This window comes from Devosia insulae DS-56 (assembly GCF_000970465.2).
Lineage (GTDB): Bacteria > Pseudomonadota > Alphaproteobacteria > Rhizobiales > Devosiaceae > Devosia_A > Devosia_A insulae.
The window spans coordinates 49093-66310 of the sequence record NZ_LAJE02000044.1 but is presented as its reverse complement, the minus strand read 5'-3'; the positions used below and the strand labels follow the sequence as shown (position 1 = coordinate 66310).

Below are 17218 nucleotides of genomic sequence, written 5' to 3'. Positions count from 1 at the left end.
CCCTTCCGGAATTCGCCACTTGCCCCTCCGCCGTGTCGGGCGTATCTCGCAGATGTCGCGAAAAGCGACCGCCTCCCTTGATCCGCTCAGTGGCGGAGTAAACAGGTGGACGAATAGTCGTCCAGGTGGTCAAGCACACGCCAGCTCATGCCTCGCGCAGGACCTGGTCAGCGTCTCCCAGAACCCCAGTCGCCCGCCTTGTCGGGCATGATCGCGAAGCCGTCGTCGCCTGTGTAGCGCACGGCTGCTCCGCGTGGAGCAAGCTTGCCATGCAAAGATCACTCACTGTCATCTACACCGCCATTGTCCTCGATGCCGTCGGCATCGGCCTCATCTTCCCAATCCTGCCTTCGCTGCTCGCCGAGGTGACCGGCGCTGCGAACGTCGCCGCCTATATCGGCATCATGACCGCGCTTTACGCCGTCATGCAGTTCGTCTTCGCCCCGATCCTCGGCGCCCTCAGCGACCGGCTCGGCCGCCGTCCGGTGCTGCTGATCTCGCTCGCCGGAGCGGCGATCAACTACCTCTTCCTCGCCTTCGCGCCCAGCCTCTGGCTTTTGCTGCTCGGTCGCGCCATTGCCGGGCTGACCAGCGCCAATGTCTCGGTCGCCACCGCCTATGTCACCGATATCTCACCTGAGGCGACCCGGGCCCGCCGCTTCGGCCTGCTGAACGCCATGTTCGGTATCGGTTTCATCATCGGCCCGGTGCTGGGTGGCGCGCTGGGCGACCACTGGCTGCGGCTCCCCTTCATCGCCGCCGCGGTGTTGAACGCCGGCAACCTGCTCCTCGCCTTGCTGGTGCTGCCCGAGTCGCGCACCCCGAGCCGCGAAAAGCTCGACCTCCGCGCGCTCAATCCGCTCCGCTCGCTGCGCTGGGCCCTCTCGATCAAAAGCCTGCGGCCGATGATCTTCATCTTCTTTGCCTTCGCTGCCACCGGCGAGGTCTACGGTACCTGCTGGGCCCTGTGGGGTGGTGACACCTTCCAGTGGAACGGCCTGTGGATCGGCCTATCGCTCGGCGCCTTCGGTGTCTGCCAGACCCTCGCGCAGGCCTTTCTGCCCGGTCCCGCGGTAAAGCTGCTCGGCGAGCGTGGCGCCGTCCTCACCGGCATTGCCGGGGCCTGCGTCGCCCTCGTCGTCATGGCCTTCGCCACCCAGAGCTGGCTGATCTTCGCCATCATGCCCGTCTTCGCCCTCGGCGGCATCGGCGCCCCGGCGCTGCAATCACTCGCCACCCGCCAGGTCGATGAGAGCCAGCAGGGGCAGTTCCAGGGCGTCCTCGCCTCGGCGGTCAGCCTCGCCTCGATCGCCGCGCCGCTGCTGTTCTCGAGCCTCTATTTCGTCTTCCGCGACCACTGGCCGGGCGCCATCTGGCTCTCGGTCGTTGCGCTCTATGCCTTGCTGGTCCCCCTTGTCCTCAGCCTTCGCCTCGGGGGACTAGCCGCTTCTCCAGAGCTCAGATGAGCCGCTGCCCGCCATCGATGTGGATCGTCTCGCCGGTCATGAACTCGCTTTCCATGGCGTAGAGATAGGCGGGCGCCACGTCGCTCGGTGCGGCGATCCGGCCGACAGGCAGGCGGGCGGCCATTTCCGCGAAGTAGCCCGCCTTGGCTTCGCCTACCAGTTCATCGAACATCGGCGTGTCGACCCACCCGGGCGAGACGATATTCACCCGGCTGGGCGCCAGCTCCAACGCCAGCGCCCGGGCGAAGTAGCTGAACGCGCCGGCGATTGCCGAGACCACGGCGCCGCCCGGCACCGGCGGCCGGTCCTTGTTGATGCCGGAGGTGAAGGTCATCGACCCGCCGGCCGTGAGCGTCCGTACGGCGTACTTGGCCACCAAAACGGCGCCGATCAGCTTGTCGTCGACAAACCGCCGCACCATCTCGGCGTCGGTCTCGCCGATCGGGTCACCCGGCGGCGGCGTACCGGCGGTCGAGACCAGGTGGTCGAAGGTGCCGATGCCGGCAAAAGCCGCGGCAATCTCGGCTTGCCGCGTCATGTCGGCGGTCACCGTCTTCACCCGGCCATTGCCGCCGAGGCTCCGCTGCGCCTGGAGCAGCTTATCCTGCGAGCGGCCGACCAGAACCAGTTCTGCTCCACGCTCCAGCGCCGCCGCAGCGACACCGAGGCCAATGCCGGAGCTGCCTCCGACGACGACGATTTTCTTGCCCATAAGCTGTGCCATGGGAGTTCTCCGTGTGTTGATGTTGGAAGGGGAGGAGCGCGACGCGGCTCAGCCGCGATAGGCGCGCTCGAGGTCAGCGATGACGATCTTCTTCATCTGATACATGGCCTGCAGCACGCGGCCGGCCTTTTCACGGTCCGGGTCCGCCAGCAGTTGCGATAGCCGGGTCGGCGATACCTGCCAGTAGACCCCGAACTTGTCGGTGAGCCAGCCGCAGGGCTGCTCCTTGCCGCCATCGGCGATCAGCGCGTTCCAATAATAGTCGGTCTCCTCCTGGTCTTCGGTCTCGATCAGGAACGAGAAGGATTCGTTGTAGTGCGCCGGCGAGTTGGCATTGAGCGCCACCACCGGCTGGCCGGCGAGTTCGAAGCGCACCACCGACAGTTCCGGATCGGGCATCACGCTGCGCCCGAGCACTTTGGCGTCCTTGAAGATCGACGCGTAGAACGCCATCGCAGCTTCGGCCTGGTCCTGGAACCAGAGGTGAGGAAAGAGTTTTGCCATGGTTCTTCTCCCTCAGGCGTTGTCACGGCCGACCGGGTGGATCGCACCATCCCAGTCGCGCTCGTAACCGAGGTCGCGCAGCAAATGGTCGGGGAAATCCGCGACCCGTTGCTCGGTGGCGCGGCGCAGCATGGCGTTGTGGAGCGGCGCGATTGCCGTGCGGAAGCCGCTCCGCAACGCGGCGGCGAGGTCGGCTGCGGCTTGCCAGCCGGACACGGTGGCGGCCTGGCAGTCGTCGGCATAGGCGTGATAGTTGCTCACAGGATGTTCCTTTCGCTTGTTATGAGATCGTCGGTGATCTGCTGGAAACCGCTGCTTCCATGGCGGTAACCTGCGCGTCTCCGGCATGGACAACAAACGAGAATTGCTGCACGATCTGTGAGAATTACTCACAGGCGGCATATGCCTCGAAAACTTCCGCCGTTGTCCGCACTGCCCGCCTTCGATGCGGCGGCCCGGCACCTGAGCTTCACCAACGCCGCCGCCGAACTGAACCTCACGCACGGCGCCATCAGCCGCGCCGTCCGCAACATCGAGGACCGGCTGGGCGTACAGTTGTTCGAGCGCGGCACCCGCTCGGTCAGCCTGACCCCCGAGGGAGCTGCCTACGCCGCCGAGGTCGCCGCGGCGCTCGACCAGATCAGCACGGCCACCATGGCGGTGGCGGCGCCGCGTCCGGCCGGCGTGCTGAATGTCAGCACCTCAGACGGCTTTGCCGGCCGCTGGCTGGTGCCGCGGCTCTACCGCTTCCACCGCGCCCACCGCGATATCGACGTGCGCATCTCGACCTCGGGCCTGCTCGCCGATTTCGTCCGCGACGGCGTCGATATCGCCATCCGCTACGGCGCTGGCGATTACGAGGGCGCAGTGTCGGAGTTGCTTTCCGAGGTGGATGTATTTCCGGTCTGCAGCCCCGAACTTCTGGGCGGCGAGCATCCGCTCCGCGCGCCGGCGGACCTGAGGCACCACACGCTGATCCATGACGGTTTTCCGATCGACTGGAAGACCTGGCTGGAGCGCGCCGGTGTCACCGACATCAACCCCGATAGTGGCGTTCGCTTCGATTCCGCTACCTATGCCACCGAGGCCGCCGTGCATGGCGAGGGCGTGCTGCTCGGCCGCAGCACCCTGGTCTCCGCCGACCTCGCCGCCGGGCGCCTCGTCCGCCCCTTCGGCCTCGAGCTCAAGGCGAGCTCAAAATACTATGTCGTCTACCTGCAGAGCGCCCTGCGCCAGCGCCGGGTCCGAGCCTTCCGCGACTGGCTGCTGGCCGAGAGCGCCCTCGACAATCAATCAAAGGCCTCCTGATGCCAGAGGGGACTGGCGCCGCGTGGCTAACCCAGCCACCGCTGCGCCGCCTCCGCTGTATCCGTTGGGCTTGAGTTGAACGCAATTGTGGCTCTCGGCGCGAGGCGGTGCACGAGGTTCAGCACTTTCTCGAACAACAGCAGCAGCTCCTGCGGCTCGCGCAACCCGGCGCCGATCACGACGCAGTCGAACCGCCGTGCCCGCAATGCCGCTTCAACAACCTGCTCGGCCGTTTCGCCGGTGTCGATGAGGCAACTCTGCACCTCGTGGCCGAGCTCACTGATCCGGTTGATCTGGCTCTCCAGGTAGGCCCGCACCATCGCTGCGGTGAACCCGGGCATCGCGCTCAGGTCGACAAATGCGGGATCAAGGCCAATGGCTAATACGGATTTGGCTGGCTGCTCATCAGACATCGTATCTGGCTTCCGCTGGAGAGATAGATTGAATCAGCATGAGCGCCTGATGTGGCAATGGTTCGGCCTGCCGGTGCGCCGCAATGCGTCGAGGCGCGAGGAGCCTCGGTCTCCCCGCCGTCTAGACCTCGCGCACCAACTCGGGATCCACCAGCGCACCCTTGTGGCCAATCACCACCCCGGCCACCCGGTGGGCGCGCTCGGCGGCTTCGACCGGCGACAGGCCGCGGGCCCGGCCGCTGAGATAGCCGCCGTTGAACGAGTCGCCGGCTCCGGTGGCATCGACGACCTTTTCGGCCTGTGGTGCCGGCACGTACTGGCGCACCCCGTCGGCGGTGGCGACGAAAGCCGGTTTCGAGCCGTCTTTGGCCACCACTTCCTGAGCTCCGAGCTTCAGGTAACGCTCTGCCGTCGCCTCGGGCGAGGCGTCGCCGAACAGCGGCGCTTCGTCAGTGTGGGTCGGCAGCACGATATCGGCGATCGCCGCCGCTGCCGTGAGGGTCGAGGCCATGATCCGCGGGCTGGTCCACAGCGCGGGCCTGAGGTTGGTATCGAACACCACCGTCGCGCCGGCATCACGCGCCTTGACGATGGTGCGCATCAGCTTGCCGCGGGCTCGCGGTGCGAGGATCGCCATCGAAATGCCCGAGAAATACACCGTATCGGCGCCCACCACCGCCGCCTCCAGCGCCTCGACATCGTCGGCAAGGAGCTTTGCCGCCGATTGCCCGCGCCAATAGGTGAAATGCCGGTCGCCCTTTTCCTGGTGGATCATGTAGAGCCCGGGCCGGCGGTTGGCGATGGTCTGGATCCGCTCGGTGCCGATCCCGGCCTTCTTGATGAAGGCCCGCATTTCGCCCGAGTACATGTCGTCGCCGAGCGCCGTCACATAGTCGACGTCCCAGCCCTCCGGCAGCAGGGCCCGCGCGTACCAGGCAGTGTTCAGCGTATCGCCGGCATAACCGAGGCGGTACATGCCGCCTTCGCCGCCAGACATTTCGATCATGGCTTCGCCGATACTCACGAACCGTTTGGTCACGCCGTCTTTCCCCTCAACTGCCCAATGCTTATGCCGGGGATATTTTGCCCACGCAACCGCCTGGTATGGCAGTCCCCGAGATGCTCCGATATTGATGCACGTGCGTCTCACGATCCCGCGCCGCGCGGCGGGGGAGGGGATCACCCGAGGGGTGGTGGAGAGGCACTTCGTCTATCAGAGGGAACACCGAAATATGCCACGTCTGTCCATGTCCGAAATCCACTCAGGCACCCTTCGCGCACGTGGCATTCACGCCATGGATTACGACCGGTCGACCATCACCCCTGGTATCGTCCACCTCGGCATCGGCGCCTTTCATCGCGCCCATATGGCTGCCTATGTCGACAGCCTGCTGGCCAAAAACCCCAGCTGGGGCATTATCGGCGCCTCGCTCCGCCGGCCCGATACCCGCGACGCATTACAGCCGCAGGATTTCCTTTACACCCTCGCCATCCGCGACGCCTCGGGCACCAAGCCGCGTATTATCGGCTCGATCCTCGATGTGCTCGATGCCAACACTCAGCGCGCCCAGCTGATTGAAACCATGGCGGACCCGTCGATCCGCATCGTCTCGCTGACCGTCACCGAGAAGGGTTATTGCCACGACCCTTCGACCGGGGAACTCGACGAGAAGCACCCCGATATCGTCCACGATCTGGCGCATCCGGAGACGCCGATCAGCGCCCCCGGTATCATCGTCGCCGCTCTCGAACGCCGCCGGCAGCGCGGACTGGCCCCCTTCACGGTGATGAGCTGCGACAATCTCCCCTCGAACGGCAAAACCGCCGGCCGCATCGTGCGCCGCTTCGCCGAGCTGGGCGGGGCAGGGACCGACCTTGCGGACTATGTTCAGTCCGTGAGCTTCCCCTCGACCATGATCGACCGGATCGTACCCGCCACCACCGACGCCGACCGGAGCATCGTCGCCGACATCACCGGTTTCGACGACGCCTGGCCGATCATGACCGAGCCCTTCACCCAGTGGGTGATCGAGGACGATTTTCCCGCCGGCCGCCCGCCATTCGAGAGTGTCGGCGCTGAACTGGTCGAAGATGTCGAGCCGTTCGAGCTGATGAAGCTGAGGATGCTCAATGGCAGCCACTCCACCATGGCCTATCTCGGCTATCTCTCGGGCTACCAATACGTCAACGAAGCCATCGCCGACGCCGGCATCGCGAAGCTGGTTCACGGGCTGATGACCGAGGAGGCGATGCCGACCCTGCCGATGGCACGCGCGACGCTCGAGGCCTATCGCGACCAGTTGCTGGCCCGCTTCGCCAACCCCGCCCTCAAGCACCGCACCTGGCAGATCGCCATGGATGGCACGCAGAAACTGCCGCAACGCCTGCTCGGCACCATCCGCGACCGCCTCAAGGCGGCGCAGCCATTCCCGCGCCTGGCGCTGGGTGTCGCCGCCTGGATGCGCTACGTCACCGGCATCGACGAAGCCGGTCAGCCGATCGAGGTCAAGGACCCGTTGGCGGCGCGGCTACGGCAGATTGCCGACGAGGCTGGGCGCGATCCCGAGAAACTGGCGAACGGCCTCCTCGCCGTGACGGAAGTCTTCGGCACTGACCTGCCGCAGGTCGCGGTGTTCCGCGATACCGTCACCAACCACCTGAAATCGCTGCTGGAAAACGGGGCGAAGGAAGCGGTGCGGCGCCTCGGCTGACCTGCCCCTCACCCGTCTCGGCTTCGCCGAGCCACCCTCTCCCTCAGGGGGAGAGGGGCGTTGTGGCACGATATTGTCCCACGCATCCCTCTCCCCTTGAGGGAGAGGGTGCCCGCGCAGCGGGCGGGTGAGGGGCAGTTCGCCAGTCTACAGGTAGACGGCCAAAAGCCCTCGTCGCGTAACGCCGGATGAGAGGTACCGCGTCGCAAGCGGCTACAGCCGCCCCTCCATCGCCCGGTCGAAGATTTCCAGCGCCAGCTTCTTGGTCAGCTCCACCGGGTTGCCGCCCGCCGTCGGGTCGACGATCGCCATGTCGCCGATCAGCTCTCGCTTCTCGCCGCTCACCTTGAAGTCCTTCAACGTGTTGGGAACGTTGAGCCGGGCGCGCAACCCGTTGATGGCGCGCAGGAACGAATCGAAGTTGGGCGAGAGCCCGCAATAGGCAGCGAGCCGGGCGATCTTGGCTTCGATCGCATCGCGGTTGGCGACCAGCACATAGGGCATGAACACCGCATTGGTCATGCCGTGATGCGTGTCGTAGAGCGAGCCCACCGGGTGGCTCAGCGAGTGGATGGCGCCCAGCCCCTTCTGGAATGCCGCGGCGCCCATCGCTGCCGCACTCATCAGGTGGCCGCGCGCTTCGATATCGTTGGGGTCCTCCACCACCTTGGGCAGGTTCTCGAGCGCCAGCCGCACGCCTTCCACCGCGATGCCGTCGGCCAGCGGATGATAGCCTTTGGCACAATAGGCCTCGAGGCAATGCGCCAGCGCATCGAACCCGGTGCCGACGGTGATGAAGGTCGGCATGCCGACGGTCAGTTCGGGGTCGGCGATCACCACCCTGGGCATCATCAGCGGGTGGAAGATCACCTTCTTGGTATGCGTCGTCTCGTCGGTGATCACCCCGGCGCGGCCGACTTCCGACCCGGTCCCGGCGGTGGTCGGCACCGCGACGATCGGGAAAATCCCCTTGGGGTCGGCGCGGGTCCACCAGTCGCCGATATCCTCGAAATCCCACATCGGCCGGGTCTGCCCTGCCATGAAGGCGATCACCTTGCCGGTATCGAGCCCCGAGCCGCCGCCGAAGGCGATCACCCCGTCATGCCCTCCCTGGCGCAGCACCTCGATGCCGGCATTGACGTTGGCCGAGATCGGGTTGGGCTTGACGTCGGCGAACACGCCAACCTCGATCCCGGCATCGCGCAGCAGCTTCAGCGTGTTCTGCGTCACCGGCAAATTCACCAGCCCGGCATCGGTCACCAGCAAAGGCCGGGCAATCCCCGCCGTCTTCAGCGCCTCCGGCAGCTCCGCAATGCGGCCGGCGCCGAACTTCACGGCGGTGGGGTAATTCCAGTTGGCCTTGGTCGTCATTCCCGCTCTCCCGATAGCCCAGTTCTCCACCGGGTCATTCCCGCGAAAGCGGGGATCTCTGTTTTACGTCTCACCACCCCAAACGGAGTTTCCCGCTTTCGCGGGAATGACCCGGCGAGGGTGGCACCAACCGTGCCCCAACGAGGCGGTGCCCTAAACCTTCTTCAGATGATAGCTCTTCGCCTGCGTCAGGTTGGCATAGCCGATCTCGCTCAGCGCGCCGCCCTTGCCGGTTTCCTTGACCCCGGTCCACACCAGCGCCGGGTCGAGATAGTCGCAGCGATTGGCGAACACCGTGCCGGTCTCGACTTTCGATCCAAGCTTGGCTGCCGCCTCGAGGTCCTCGGTCCAGATCGAGGCGGTGAGTCCATACGGGCTGTCGTTCATCAGCTCGATCGCCTCGGCGTCGTCGCGCACCTTCATGATGCCGACCACCGGCCCGAAGCTTTCCTCGCGCATCACCGCCATCTGGTGGTTGACGTTGGTCAGCACTTCGGGTGCGAGGTAAGGCGAGCTCTCCTCGTCGAGGTCGTGCTTGGTGTTGAGATGCGCCTTGGCGCCTTTGCGCAGCGCTTCCAGCGTCTGCCCGCGCACCAGGTCGGCGAAACGCGGCGTCGCCATCGGACCGACCATGGTGTCGGCGTCGAGCGGGTTACCCAGCGTCCAGCCCCTGGCGTTCTCGACGAAATCCTTGACGAAGCGATCATAGACCGAGGCGTGCACATAGATGCGCTCCACCCCGCAGCAGCTCTGCCCGGAGTTGAAGAACGAACCGTCGACCAGGTTCTCCACCGCGTGCGTCAGGTTGGCATCTTCGCGTACATAGGCCGGGTCCTTGCCGCCGAGCTCCAGTCCCAGCGTTGCAAATGTCCCTGCCGCGGCGCGCTCGATCCGCCGCCCGCCTTCCACCGAGCCGGTGAAGTTGACGTGGTCGATCTTGCCCGAGCCGATCAGCTTTTCGGTATCGGCGTGGTTCAGCACCAGGTTCTGGAACAGCCCGTCGGGCATCCCAGCCGCCTGGAACGCCTCGGCGAAGCGCTCCCCCACCAGCAGCGTCTGCGAGGCGTGCTTGAGGAGCACCGCGTTGCCCGCCATCAATGCCGGCACGATGGTGTTGATCGCCGTAAGGTAGGGGTAGTTCCACGGCGCGATCACCATCACCGTGCCCAGCGGCTCGCGCGATATCCAGCGCTGAAAACCCGGCTTGTCCGGCCGCATCGACGGCTTGAGGCTCTCCTCGGCGATGCCGATCATATGGCGCGAGCGTTCTTCGACGCCGCGCTTTTCGCCGCCGTAGCGCACCGGCCGGCCCATCTGCCAGGCCAGTTCCGGTACGATCTCGTCGTTCCTGGCCAGCAGCGCATCGAGGAAGTGCTCGAGGAACTTCACCCGCTCCTTGACCGTCACCTCGGCCCACACCTCGCGCGCCCGCCGGGTCTTGGCCACCGCCGTGTCGATCTCGGCGCCGGTGGCGACCTTGCGCTCGGCATATACGCGCCCGTCGATGGGCGAGACGATCTGGACCCTGTCGGTCATTGTTGCTTCATCTCCAAGCCATTAGCAGGCCAATGCCCGCACGTGCCCAAGGGCCGCATAATCGAGGATGAGTCGGTCGCGCGTCACGATCGTCAAGTCAAGCGCCCGCGCGGTGGCAATGATGATCCGATCCGCCGGATCGCCGTGAACCGGCTGAGGAAGCTGCGAAGAGTCGATCAGGATGTCCGCTGTCAGGTCCTGTTGCACGATCCCCGGCAGCTGCAGAAAGGCGCGGAAGATCGCGCCCGGCGGTTGCGCCATCGCTGCCCGCCCACGCTTCGCCAACAACCCCAGCTCCCACGCGGTGATCAGCGACAGCCGAATGGGTCGCCCTTCCTCGCCTGACTGGTCGATGGCCCCCAGGGCATCGGGCTCGAGATGCGCCCCCTGCGCCATCCAGATGGCCGCGCAGGTGTCGAGCAGCAAGTCACTCGGCTTCGCCATAGAGGCTCTTCCAGTCTTCATACGCCGGCTGAGCGAGGTCGACGTCGGCCGGAATCGTGATCAGACCCTTGAGGGCGCCATAAGCAGGATGGTGCCCGCTGGGTCCCTTCTCTTGCGTCTTGGGAGCCTCAGGTTCGAACTTCGCTTGCTTCATTTCCCCAAACCCCGATCCAAGGTGCGGCACAAACCGCACCCGGCCCGCTCCGACATTGACGTCTGCCGTGCGGTACCCTGCATCCATCCAGGCCGACGCCTGCACATGTGTCCCGCCGCTGTTGCTCCACCACGCGGGGTAGCGCCGTGCCGAAACCGGCAAATCGAATCCCAGCGTCTGCTCGATCTGCTCGAACGTTAGCTCGACTTCGCCAGTCGCTTCTTCCAGCAGGTTCAACAGCGCATCGTACTTGGCCATCCGGAAATCCTCCGGACTGTAAGATAGTACATGTACACTCGAGTCACAATAGTAACTAGCTGCGCTCGAACCCGCGCTTCAACTCCCAATCGGTGACCCGGCGGTCATACTCGAACTGCTCCCAGTTGCCGGTATGCACATAGTGCCCGATCACCGGCTCGCCGAACGCCTCACGCAGCATGCTCGAGTTCTGCATCGCGGCGATCGCGTCGCGCAGCGTCTTGTGCACTTCACGCAGCTTTTCGCCCACATAGGCGTCGCCGGTGAAGGCCGGCTCCAGCGGCAGCTTGTCCTCGACGCCCTTCAGCCCCGCCGCGATCAGCGCCGCATAGGCGAGGTAGGGGTTGAGATCGGCGCCGCCGATCCGGCATTCTACGCGCACCCCCTTGGTGTTCTCGCCGCAGAGGCGGAAGCCCGCCGTACGGTTGTCCGACGACCAGATCGCCTTGGTCGGCGCGAAGGTGCCGGCCTGGAAGCGCTTGTAGGAGTTGATGAACGGCGCGAGGAAATAGGTGATGTCGCCGGCATAGGTCAGCAGCCCCTGCATGAAATGCTTCATCAGGTCGGACATGCCGAGCTTGTCCTTGCTATCGATGAAGGCGTTCTTGCCGCCTTTGGCGAGGCTCATGTGGATATGGCTCGACGAGCCGGCGAGCCCAAAGTCCCACTTGGCCATGAAGGTGATGGCCTTGCCGTGGTTATGCGCGATTTCCTTCATCGCGTTCTTCATCACCACGTGCCGGTCCGCCATGGTCAGCGCATCGGCATAGCGCACGTTGAGCTCTTCCTGCCCCGGGCCCCATTCGCCCTTGGAATTCTCCACCGGGATGCCGGAAGCCTGCAACTGCCGCCGCATGTCGCGCAGCACGCCTTCTTCCTTGGTGGTCTGGAAGATGTGGTAATCCTGGATGTAATAGCCGGCGGTGGTGAGGTTCCTGTAACCTTTGTCCCAGGCCGAGCGGAAACTCTCGTCGAACAGGTAGAACTCCAGCTCCGAGGCGAAGTTCGCCGTCAGCCCGAGCTTTTCCAGCCGCTTCAGCTGCGCCTTGAGGATGGCGCGCGGGCTATGCGGGATCGGCTCGTGATGGTGATGGTCGACGAGGTCGGCGAGGATGATCGCCGTGCCCTCGAGCCAGGCCGCCTTCATCAGCGTTGCGAGGTCGGGTTTCATGACAAAATCGCCATAGCCCTTGGCCCAGTTGGCCGCCTCGTAGCCGGGTACCGGCTCCATATCGATATCGTTGGCGAGCAGATAGTCGCAGCCATGCGTCTCGTCGATCGCCCCGTCGAGGAAGAACTCGGCCTGAAAGCGCTTGCCGATCAGCCGGCCCTGCATGTCGGGAAACGCCACCAGCACGGTGTCGATATCGCCGGCTTTCACGTCGGCCTTCAGTTGATCGAGCGTATAGGCGGCTTGTGCCATGGCAGAACTCCCTCAGAACGCTGGTCTTGTTGTTGCTGAGGGGATCGCAGCGTCGGGCCGCGATCCCCGTGGTCGCTATTTCTTGGCGTGTTCGAGCGCGAACTCTTCCTCGGGCGAGAGGATGAGCTTGTGGCGCCCGACCAGTGCGAAGTAGACGATGCCGACGGCGCACCAGACGATCACCCAGATCACGCCCTTGAAGAAGTTCGGGTCCTGGATCTGGTAGCCCAGCGTCACCGCCGCGATGATGATGGTCACCACCGCACCGGGAACGCCCACCGGGCTGCGGAAGGGGCGCTCTATGTTGGGCAGTTTGCGCCTGAGGATGATGAAGCTCACCGCCTGCGCGATGTAGCTCAGCATCGCGCCGAACACCGCCATGTTGAGCAGCACCGAGCCGATAATGTCGTCACCCAGCTGCGTCTCGCCGCTGCCACCACCACCATTGGCGTACCAGATCACCAGCATCACGCCGAGGCCGAGCGCGGCGCCGGCGATCATCGCGAAATGCGGGGTTTTGTACTTGGCGTGCGTTTCAGACAGCGCCGACGGGAAATAGCCGGCGCGGCTCAGCGAATAGACCTGCCGGCCCTGGGCGTAGAGGATGGTGTGGAACGAGGCGACGAGGCCGATCAGCGCCACGACGCCGAAGGCCGATGTGGCCCAGCTCACATCCGGGAACATGGCGCGGATGCCGTCGAGCGCCGGCTCCAGCGACGAACCCAGTGCGAACGAACCGACCCCTGCGATCGAGGGGTTGAGCAGCACCACGAGGAACGCCGACAGTGCCAGCGTCGCAAAGCCCAGCATGATGCCGCGCGGCATATCGCGCTTCGGATCGACCGACTCTTCTGCCGCCAGCGGCACCTGCTCGATGGCAAGGAACAGCCAGACAGCGAAGGGCAGGGTGGCGAGTACGCCACCAAAGCCCTTGGGGAACCAGTCACCGCCGCCTTCCGGCAGCTCCGAGCCATCAGGTGCGATGTTCAGCGCCCAGCGCGAGAAGTCGATATGCCCGAAGGCGCTGATGTAGAAGAATGCCAGGCCCGCCAGCGAGATCAGCGTCACCGCCAGCGTCACCTTGTAGCTCAGCGCCACCCCGAAAATGTTGAGCGCCAGGAAGATCGCGTAGAACACGATCCATAAGACTGGGTAGAGCGATGTATCGAGCCCGGTGATCGAGCCGAAATACGCCGAGATGAACGTACAGATCACCGCCGGCGTCAGCACGTACTCGACGTTCTCGAACAGTCCGGTGACGAACCCGCCCCAGGGTCCCATCGAGCTACGCGCGAACGAGTAGGCGGCGCCGGTATGCGGCAGCGCCGGGCTCATCTCGGCGATCGAGAAGGTCAGGCCCAGATACATGATGGCGATGATGACGCCGGCCACCAGCATGCCGCCCCAGCCGCCGGTGGCAAAGCCGAAATTCCAGCCCGAGAAGTGGCCCGAGATCACCGCGCCGACGCCCAGCGCCCACAGTGACCAGATGCCGGCATAGCGCTGCAGGCCGCGCTTCTCGAAGTAAGTCTTGTCGCGGGTGGCGTATTTCACACCACCCGCCTGCGTGCCCGTGGCACTAGACGGAATGTCAGCCATCAAACCCTCCTGTGAACTGACGTGTTCTGGTCGGTCGGCGAGATAGCCGCTGCCCCGCCGCGCGACCCAAGCGCGGCTGTGAGGCAGCGGGCCAGCCGGGCGGCCCACAGGCGCACCCCTTCTGGTTCGAGAATTTCGTTATGCCGGATCTCGATCATCGACGATTCGAGCGCTCGCCCGTCGCCGTGATGCTCCAGCGTGTAGGTGACGCCGTTGAGCGCCGAGTAGGGCTGGTTCCAGCCGATCTCGAGGCCTGCCTCATCCGCCGCCAGCGCCTCGCGCAGCGCCGCGGTGAAGCGGTCGTCCCGCCCGTGGATCAGCCCGATCGGCCATGGCCGCGGCACATCCTTGTAGACCGGGGTGAACGAATGCACTGTCACCAGCACCGTCTCGACCCCGGCGGCCTTGCGCCGGTCGAGCACATCCTGCAGCGCCGCATGAAACGGCGCGTGATAGGCCCCGATCCGCTCCGCCCGCTCGTTGTCGCCGATCCCCTTGTTGCCGGGAATATCGGTCCGCTCCGACACCACCGGGATCAGGTCGGGCGCGTCATGGTCGCGGTTGCAGTCGATCACCAGCCGGCTGATGGTCGAGGCCACCAGCGGCGCCTCGAGCAATTCGCTGAGCTGCAGCGCCACCGCCATCGCGCCCGGGTCCCAGGCGACATGCATCAGCCGCTGGTGCGCTGTCAGGCCGAGGTCGCCATAGCGATCGGGAAAGCGGTTCGAGGCGTGGTCGCAGGCCAGCACGAAGGGGGAGCGCCCCTCGGCGTTGAACACCAGCACTGGCGGAATGACGCTTGCCTCTTGGTTCGCGCCGGCCCCGTGGCCCACCATACTGACCCCTGTGGGACGTGCCGGCCCCCAGCCTTCCAGCCCCAAGCCTTCGCCCCTGCTTTCGGTCCGCCCGAGGCCCTCTCGAGCGGATCGTTAACAGGCAGTTGACGGGTTTTTGACCGTCTGGTCAATCCATCCGCTACATCTCGCTGTGGGACTTCATGAAGGCCTGCGGGTCAACGACGATCTTGCCGTCCACCGCGCCGATCAGCTTGTCGTCCTTGCCCTCGTAACTGAGCGCCTGCAGCACTGAGCGGATGATTCCCAGCCGCCCGCGCTTCTTGTCGTTATTGAACACGATCCGCCACGGTGCATGCTCGGTGTGGCTCGCCTCCAGCATCCGGTTGCGCGCCTTGGTGTAGTCGTCGAAGCGCTTCAGCGCCTCGAGGTCGATGGGCGAGAGCTTCCACACCTTCAGCGGATCGTGCCGCCGGTCGTGGAAGCGCTTGAGCTGCATCTCGCGGCCGATGGTCAACCAGAATTTGAACAGGTGGATACCGTCCTCCACCAGCATCTTCTCGAAATCCGGCACCGCCTCGAGGAAGCGCGTGGTTTCCTCCGGCGTGCAGAACCCCATCACCGGCTCGACCCCCGCCCGGTTGTACCAGGAGCGGTCGAACAACACCTGCTCGCCTGCCGCCGGCATCCAGTCGACATAGCGCTGGAAGTACCATTGCGTGCGTTCGCGATCCGATGGCTTGGGCAGGGCCACCGACATGTTGTAGCGGGGGTTGAGGTTCTCGAGGTAGCTGGCGATCGAGCCGCCCTTGCCGGCGGCGTCGCGCCCCTCGAACACGATGACGATGCGCTTGCCGGTCTTCTGCTGATCGTGCTGCAGCAGCGCCAGCTGCCGCTGCACCTGCAGCATTTCGGTGTCGTAGATCTCGGAATCCAGCTTCTCGTCATAGGGAAAGCCTCCGGATTCGAGCGCCTTCTTCTTGATCGCGCGGGGTAGCACCGGGTCTTCGAGGTCGAAGCCCTCCAATGCGTTGGACATGAACGAACTCCGTGGCCTGTCATGACGGTGTCACAACCGTGCTATGAACACCCCCATCTGGCAAGCCGGGGTGAATCGCCTCCGGGATGCAAGGAAGGCTCGATGGCGGAAGACGCGCAGCGCTCGGCGACGGGGAGCACCTGGTTCGATACGGTCAAGGCCCGGCTCTATGGCCGGCTGCTGATGCTGCTCGCCATGGGGCTGGTGTTCATGACGCTGGCCGGGCTCAACCTCATCGATCCCTGGCTCGATATCCTCGCTTACGCCATCGTCGTCGGCATCGCCGCGCTGGTTCCCGAAACCAGCGAGTCGACCACAGGCGCCGCTCCCGGCGCCAGCACCACGGAATTGGCCTTCGCCGATGCGGTCCGGCATTTCGCCGATGCGCTGCCTGATCCTTCCATCGTCATCGATCGCCGCAGCGTTATCGTGCACCTCAACGGCCATGCGGCGCGGCACTTCCCTGGTGTCGTTGCCGGCAGCCCGATCGGCTTCACCATGCGCTTTCCGCAACTGCTTGCCGCCATCGAGGCGGCGCGGCTTGGCGCTTCACAAACCATCGAGCTGCACCAGACCGTCCCCACCGAGACCTGGTACAAGGCGACCGTGGCGCCGCTCGCCGCCGGCGATCCGCTCAACGACGGCGTGCTGGTCATCACGCTGCAGAGCCAGACCGAGGAAAAGCGCCTCGAAATGCTGCGCACCGATTTCATCGCCAATGCCAGCCATGAGCTCCGCACCCCGCTGACCTCGCTGGTCGGCTTCATCGATACGCTGCTTGGCCCCGCCGCCAACGACAAGGAGGCGCGCGAGCGCTTCCTCGGGCTGATGCGTGGTCAGGCCGCCCGGATGGCCAAGCTCATCGAGGACCTCTTGTCGCTGAGCCGCATCGAGATGCGCCAGCACATGCGCCCCACCGCTCCGGTCGAGCTGGGCGCGCTGCTTCGCGAAGTCGCCGAGGGGCTGCACAAGCTGGCCGAAGACACCGACACCAAGCTCAGGGTTCAGGCGCCGGACGAGCCGGTCACCGTCAGTGGTGATCGCGACGAGCTTTACGAGGTGTTCGAGAACCTCATCGACAACGCCATCAAGTACGGCGCCGACGGCGATACCATCGACATCACGCTGTCCCCGGAGGCCGGCCGGCGCGGCTTCGACGCCATCGTTTCGGTGGTCGATCACGGGGTCGGCGTCGCTGCCGAGCACGTGCCGCGCCTCACCGAGCGGTTCTACCGCGTCGATGCCGACAGCAGCCGCAAGAAGAAGGGCACCGGGCTCGGCCTCGCCATCGTCAAGCACATCGTCACCCGCCATCACGGCGTGCTGACGATCAAGAGCCAGCCGGGGCAGGGCACCCGCGTGGACGTGCTGCTCAGAAAATGACAGTTGCCGCGGTTTCCACAGGCCGGAGTTCCGATTCTCAGGAATAATCCTTTCGGATCAGCGGCCTAGGCTGTCACAGAAATGCAATCCC

General features: G+C 65.2%; 17 protein-coding genes. 4 read left to right on the top strand and 13 right to left on the bottom strand.

Annotated elements, in window-relative coordinates:
- The first annotated feature begins 125 nt into the window (after positions 1-125).
- A complete protein-coding gene (locus VW23_RS02030; RefSeq protein ID WP_280138955.1) occupies positions 126-1466 on the top strand; it encodes a TCR/Tet family MFS transporter in 1341 nt (446 codons plus the stop codon).
- On the opposite strand, the gene VW23_RS02025 is transcribed toward VW23_RS02030, so the two are convergent.
- From VW23_RS02025 to VW23_RS02015, 3 genes are read right to left on the bottom strand one after another with little or no spacing between them, the layout of a single operon-like run.
- Complete coding sequence (locus tag VW23_RS02025; RefSeq protein WP_069907918.1) at positions 1459-2190, bottom strand: SDR family oxidoreductase; 732 nt, start codon at positions 2188-2190, stop codon at positions 1459-1461. The two genes, VW23_RS02030 and VW23_RS02025, sit on opposite strands and share 8 nt — an antisense overlap.
- Before the next feature lie 48 nt (positions 2191-2238).
- On the bottom strand, positions 2239-2694 hold the full coding sequence (locus VW23_RS02020; RefSeq protein WP_069907917.1) for a VOC family protein: 456 nt from the start codon (positions 2692-2694) through the stop codon (positions 2239-2241).
- A gap of 12 nt (positions 2695-2706) precedes the next feature.
- A complete protein-coding gene (locus VW23_RS02015) occupies positions 2707-2955 on the bottom strand; it encodes a hypothetical protein (protein ID WP_069907916.1) in 249 nt (82 codons plus the stop codon).
- Between the two features lie 141 nt (positions 2956-3096).
- Between VW23_RS02015 and gcvA the strand changes: the two genes are divergently transcribed.
- Positions 3097-4002 carry a transcriptional regulator GcvA gene (gene gcvA / locus VW23_RS02010; protein ID WP_069907915.1) on the top strand — a complete coding sequence of 302 codons (906 nt, stop codon included), beginning with the start codon at positions 3097-3099 and terminating at the stop codon, positions 4000-4002.
- A gap of 26 nt (positions 4003-4028) precedes the next feature.
- Here gcvA and VW23_RS02005 read toward each other — a convergent pair whose 3' ends face one another.
- Together VW23_RS02005 and VW23_RS02000 are read right to left on the bottom strand one after the other, a co-directional pair.
- Positions 4029-4415, bottom strand: coding sequence for a hypothetical protein (locus VW23_RS02005; RefSeq protein ID WP_069907914.1), 387 nt, complete (start codon positions 4413-4415; stop codon positions 4029-4031).
- Positions 4416-4536: 121 nt separating this feature from the next.
- On the bottom strand, positions 4537-5454 hold the full coding sequence (locus VW23_RS02000) for a sugar kinase (protein WP_084645432.1): 918 nt from the start codon (positions 5452-5454) through the stop codon (positions 4537-4539).
- 256 nt (positions 5455-5710) lie between these two features.
- On the opposite strand from VW23_RS02000, the gene VW23_RS01995 reads away from it, so the two are divergent.
- A complete protein-coding gene (locus VW23_RS01995; RefSeq protein ID WP_244513349.1) occupies positions 5711-7126 on the top strand; it encodes a mannitol dehydrogenase family protein in 1416 nt (471 codons plus the stop codon).
- Between the two features lie 213 nt (positions 7127-7339).
- On the opposite strand, the gene VW23_RS01990 is transcribed toward VW23_RS01995, so the two are convergent.
- The 8 genes from VW23_RS01990 to ppk2 all read right to left on the bottom strand — a co-directional run bounded on the left by VW23_RS01990 (position 7340) and on the right by ppk2 (position 15744).
- Positions 7340-8497 (bottom strand): iron-containing alcohol dehydrogenase, encoded by a 1158-nt coding sequence (locus VW23_RS01990; protein WP_069907912.1) that lies wholly within the window; start codon positions 8495-8497, stop codon positions 7340-7342.
- A gap of 153 nt (positions 8498-8650) precedes the next feature.
- Positions 8651-10033, bottom strand: coding sequence for an aldehyde dehydrogenase family protein (locus VW23_RS01985; RefSeq protein WP_069907911.1), 1383 nt, complete (start codon positions 10031-10033; stop codon positions 8651-8653).
- Positions 10034-10054: 21 nt separating this feature from the next.
- Positions 10055-10477, bottom strand: coding sequence for a type II toxin-antitoxin system VapC family toxin (locus VW23_RS01980; protein ID WP_069907910.1), 423 nt, complete (start codon positions 10475-10477; stop codon positions 10055-10057).
- Positions 10461-10889: a DUF7662 domain-containing protein gene (locus VW23_RS01975; protein WP_069907909.1), complete on the bottom strand. Its 429-nt coding sequence runs from the start codon at positions 10887-10889 to the stop codon at positions 10461-10463. The genes VW23_RS01980 and VW23_RS01975 overlap by 17 nt, the downstream gene beginning before the upstream one ends.
- 55 nt (positions 10890-10944) lie before the next feature.
- Positions 10945-12312: a glutamine synthetase family protein gene (locus VW23_RS01970; protein ID WP_069907908.1), complete on the bottom strand. Its 1368-nt coding sequence runs from the start codon at positions 12310-12312 to the stop codon at positions 10945-10947.
- 75 nt (positions 12313-12387) lie between these two features.
- Positions 12388-13911: an amino acid permease gene (locus tag VW23_RS01965; RefSeq protein WP_069907907.1), complete on the bottom strand. Its 1524-nt coding sequence runs from the start codon at positions 13909-13911 to the stop codon at positions 12388-12390.
- Positions 13911-14747 (bottom strand): N-formylglutamate amidohydrolase, encoded by an 837-nt coding sequence (locus VW23_RS01960; RefSeq protein WP_084645431.1) that lies wholly within the window; start codon positions 14745-14747, stop codon positions 13911-13913. Before VW23_RS01960 ends, VW23_RS01965 begins: the two co-directional genes overlap by 1 nt.
- 139 nt (positions 14748-14886) lie before the next feature.
- Entirely contained in the window at positions 14887-15744 is an 858-nt protein-coding gene (gene ppk2, locus VW23_RS01955) for a polyphosphate kinase 2 (protein ID WP_069907906.1), read from the bottom strand.
- A 102-nt stretch (positions 15745-15846) separates the two neighbouring features.
- Between ppk2 and VW23_RS01950 the strand changes: the two genes are divergently transcribed.
- Positions 15847-17127 carry an ATP-binding protein gene (locus tag VW23_RS01950; RefSeq protein ID WP_069907905.1) on the top strand — a complete coding sequence of 427 codons (1281 nt, stop codon included), beginning with the start codon at positions 15847-15849 and terminating at the stop codon, positions 17125-17127.
- Positions 17128-17218 lie beyond the last annotated feature (91 nt).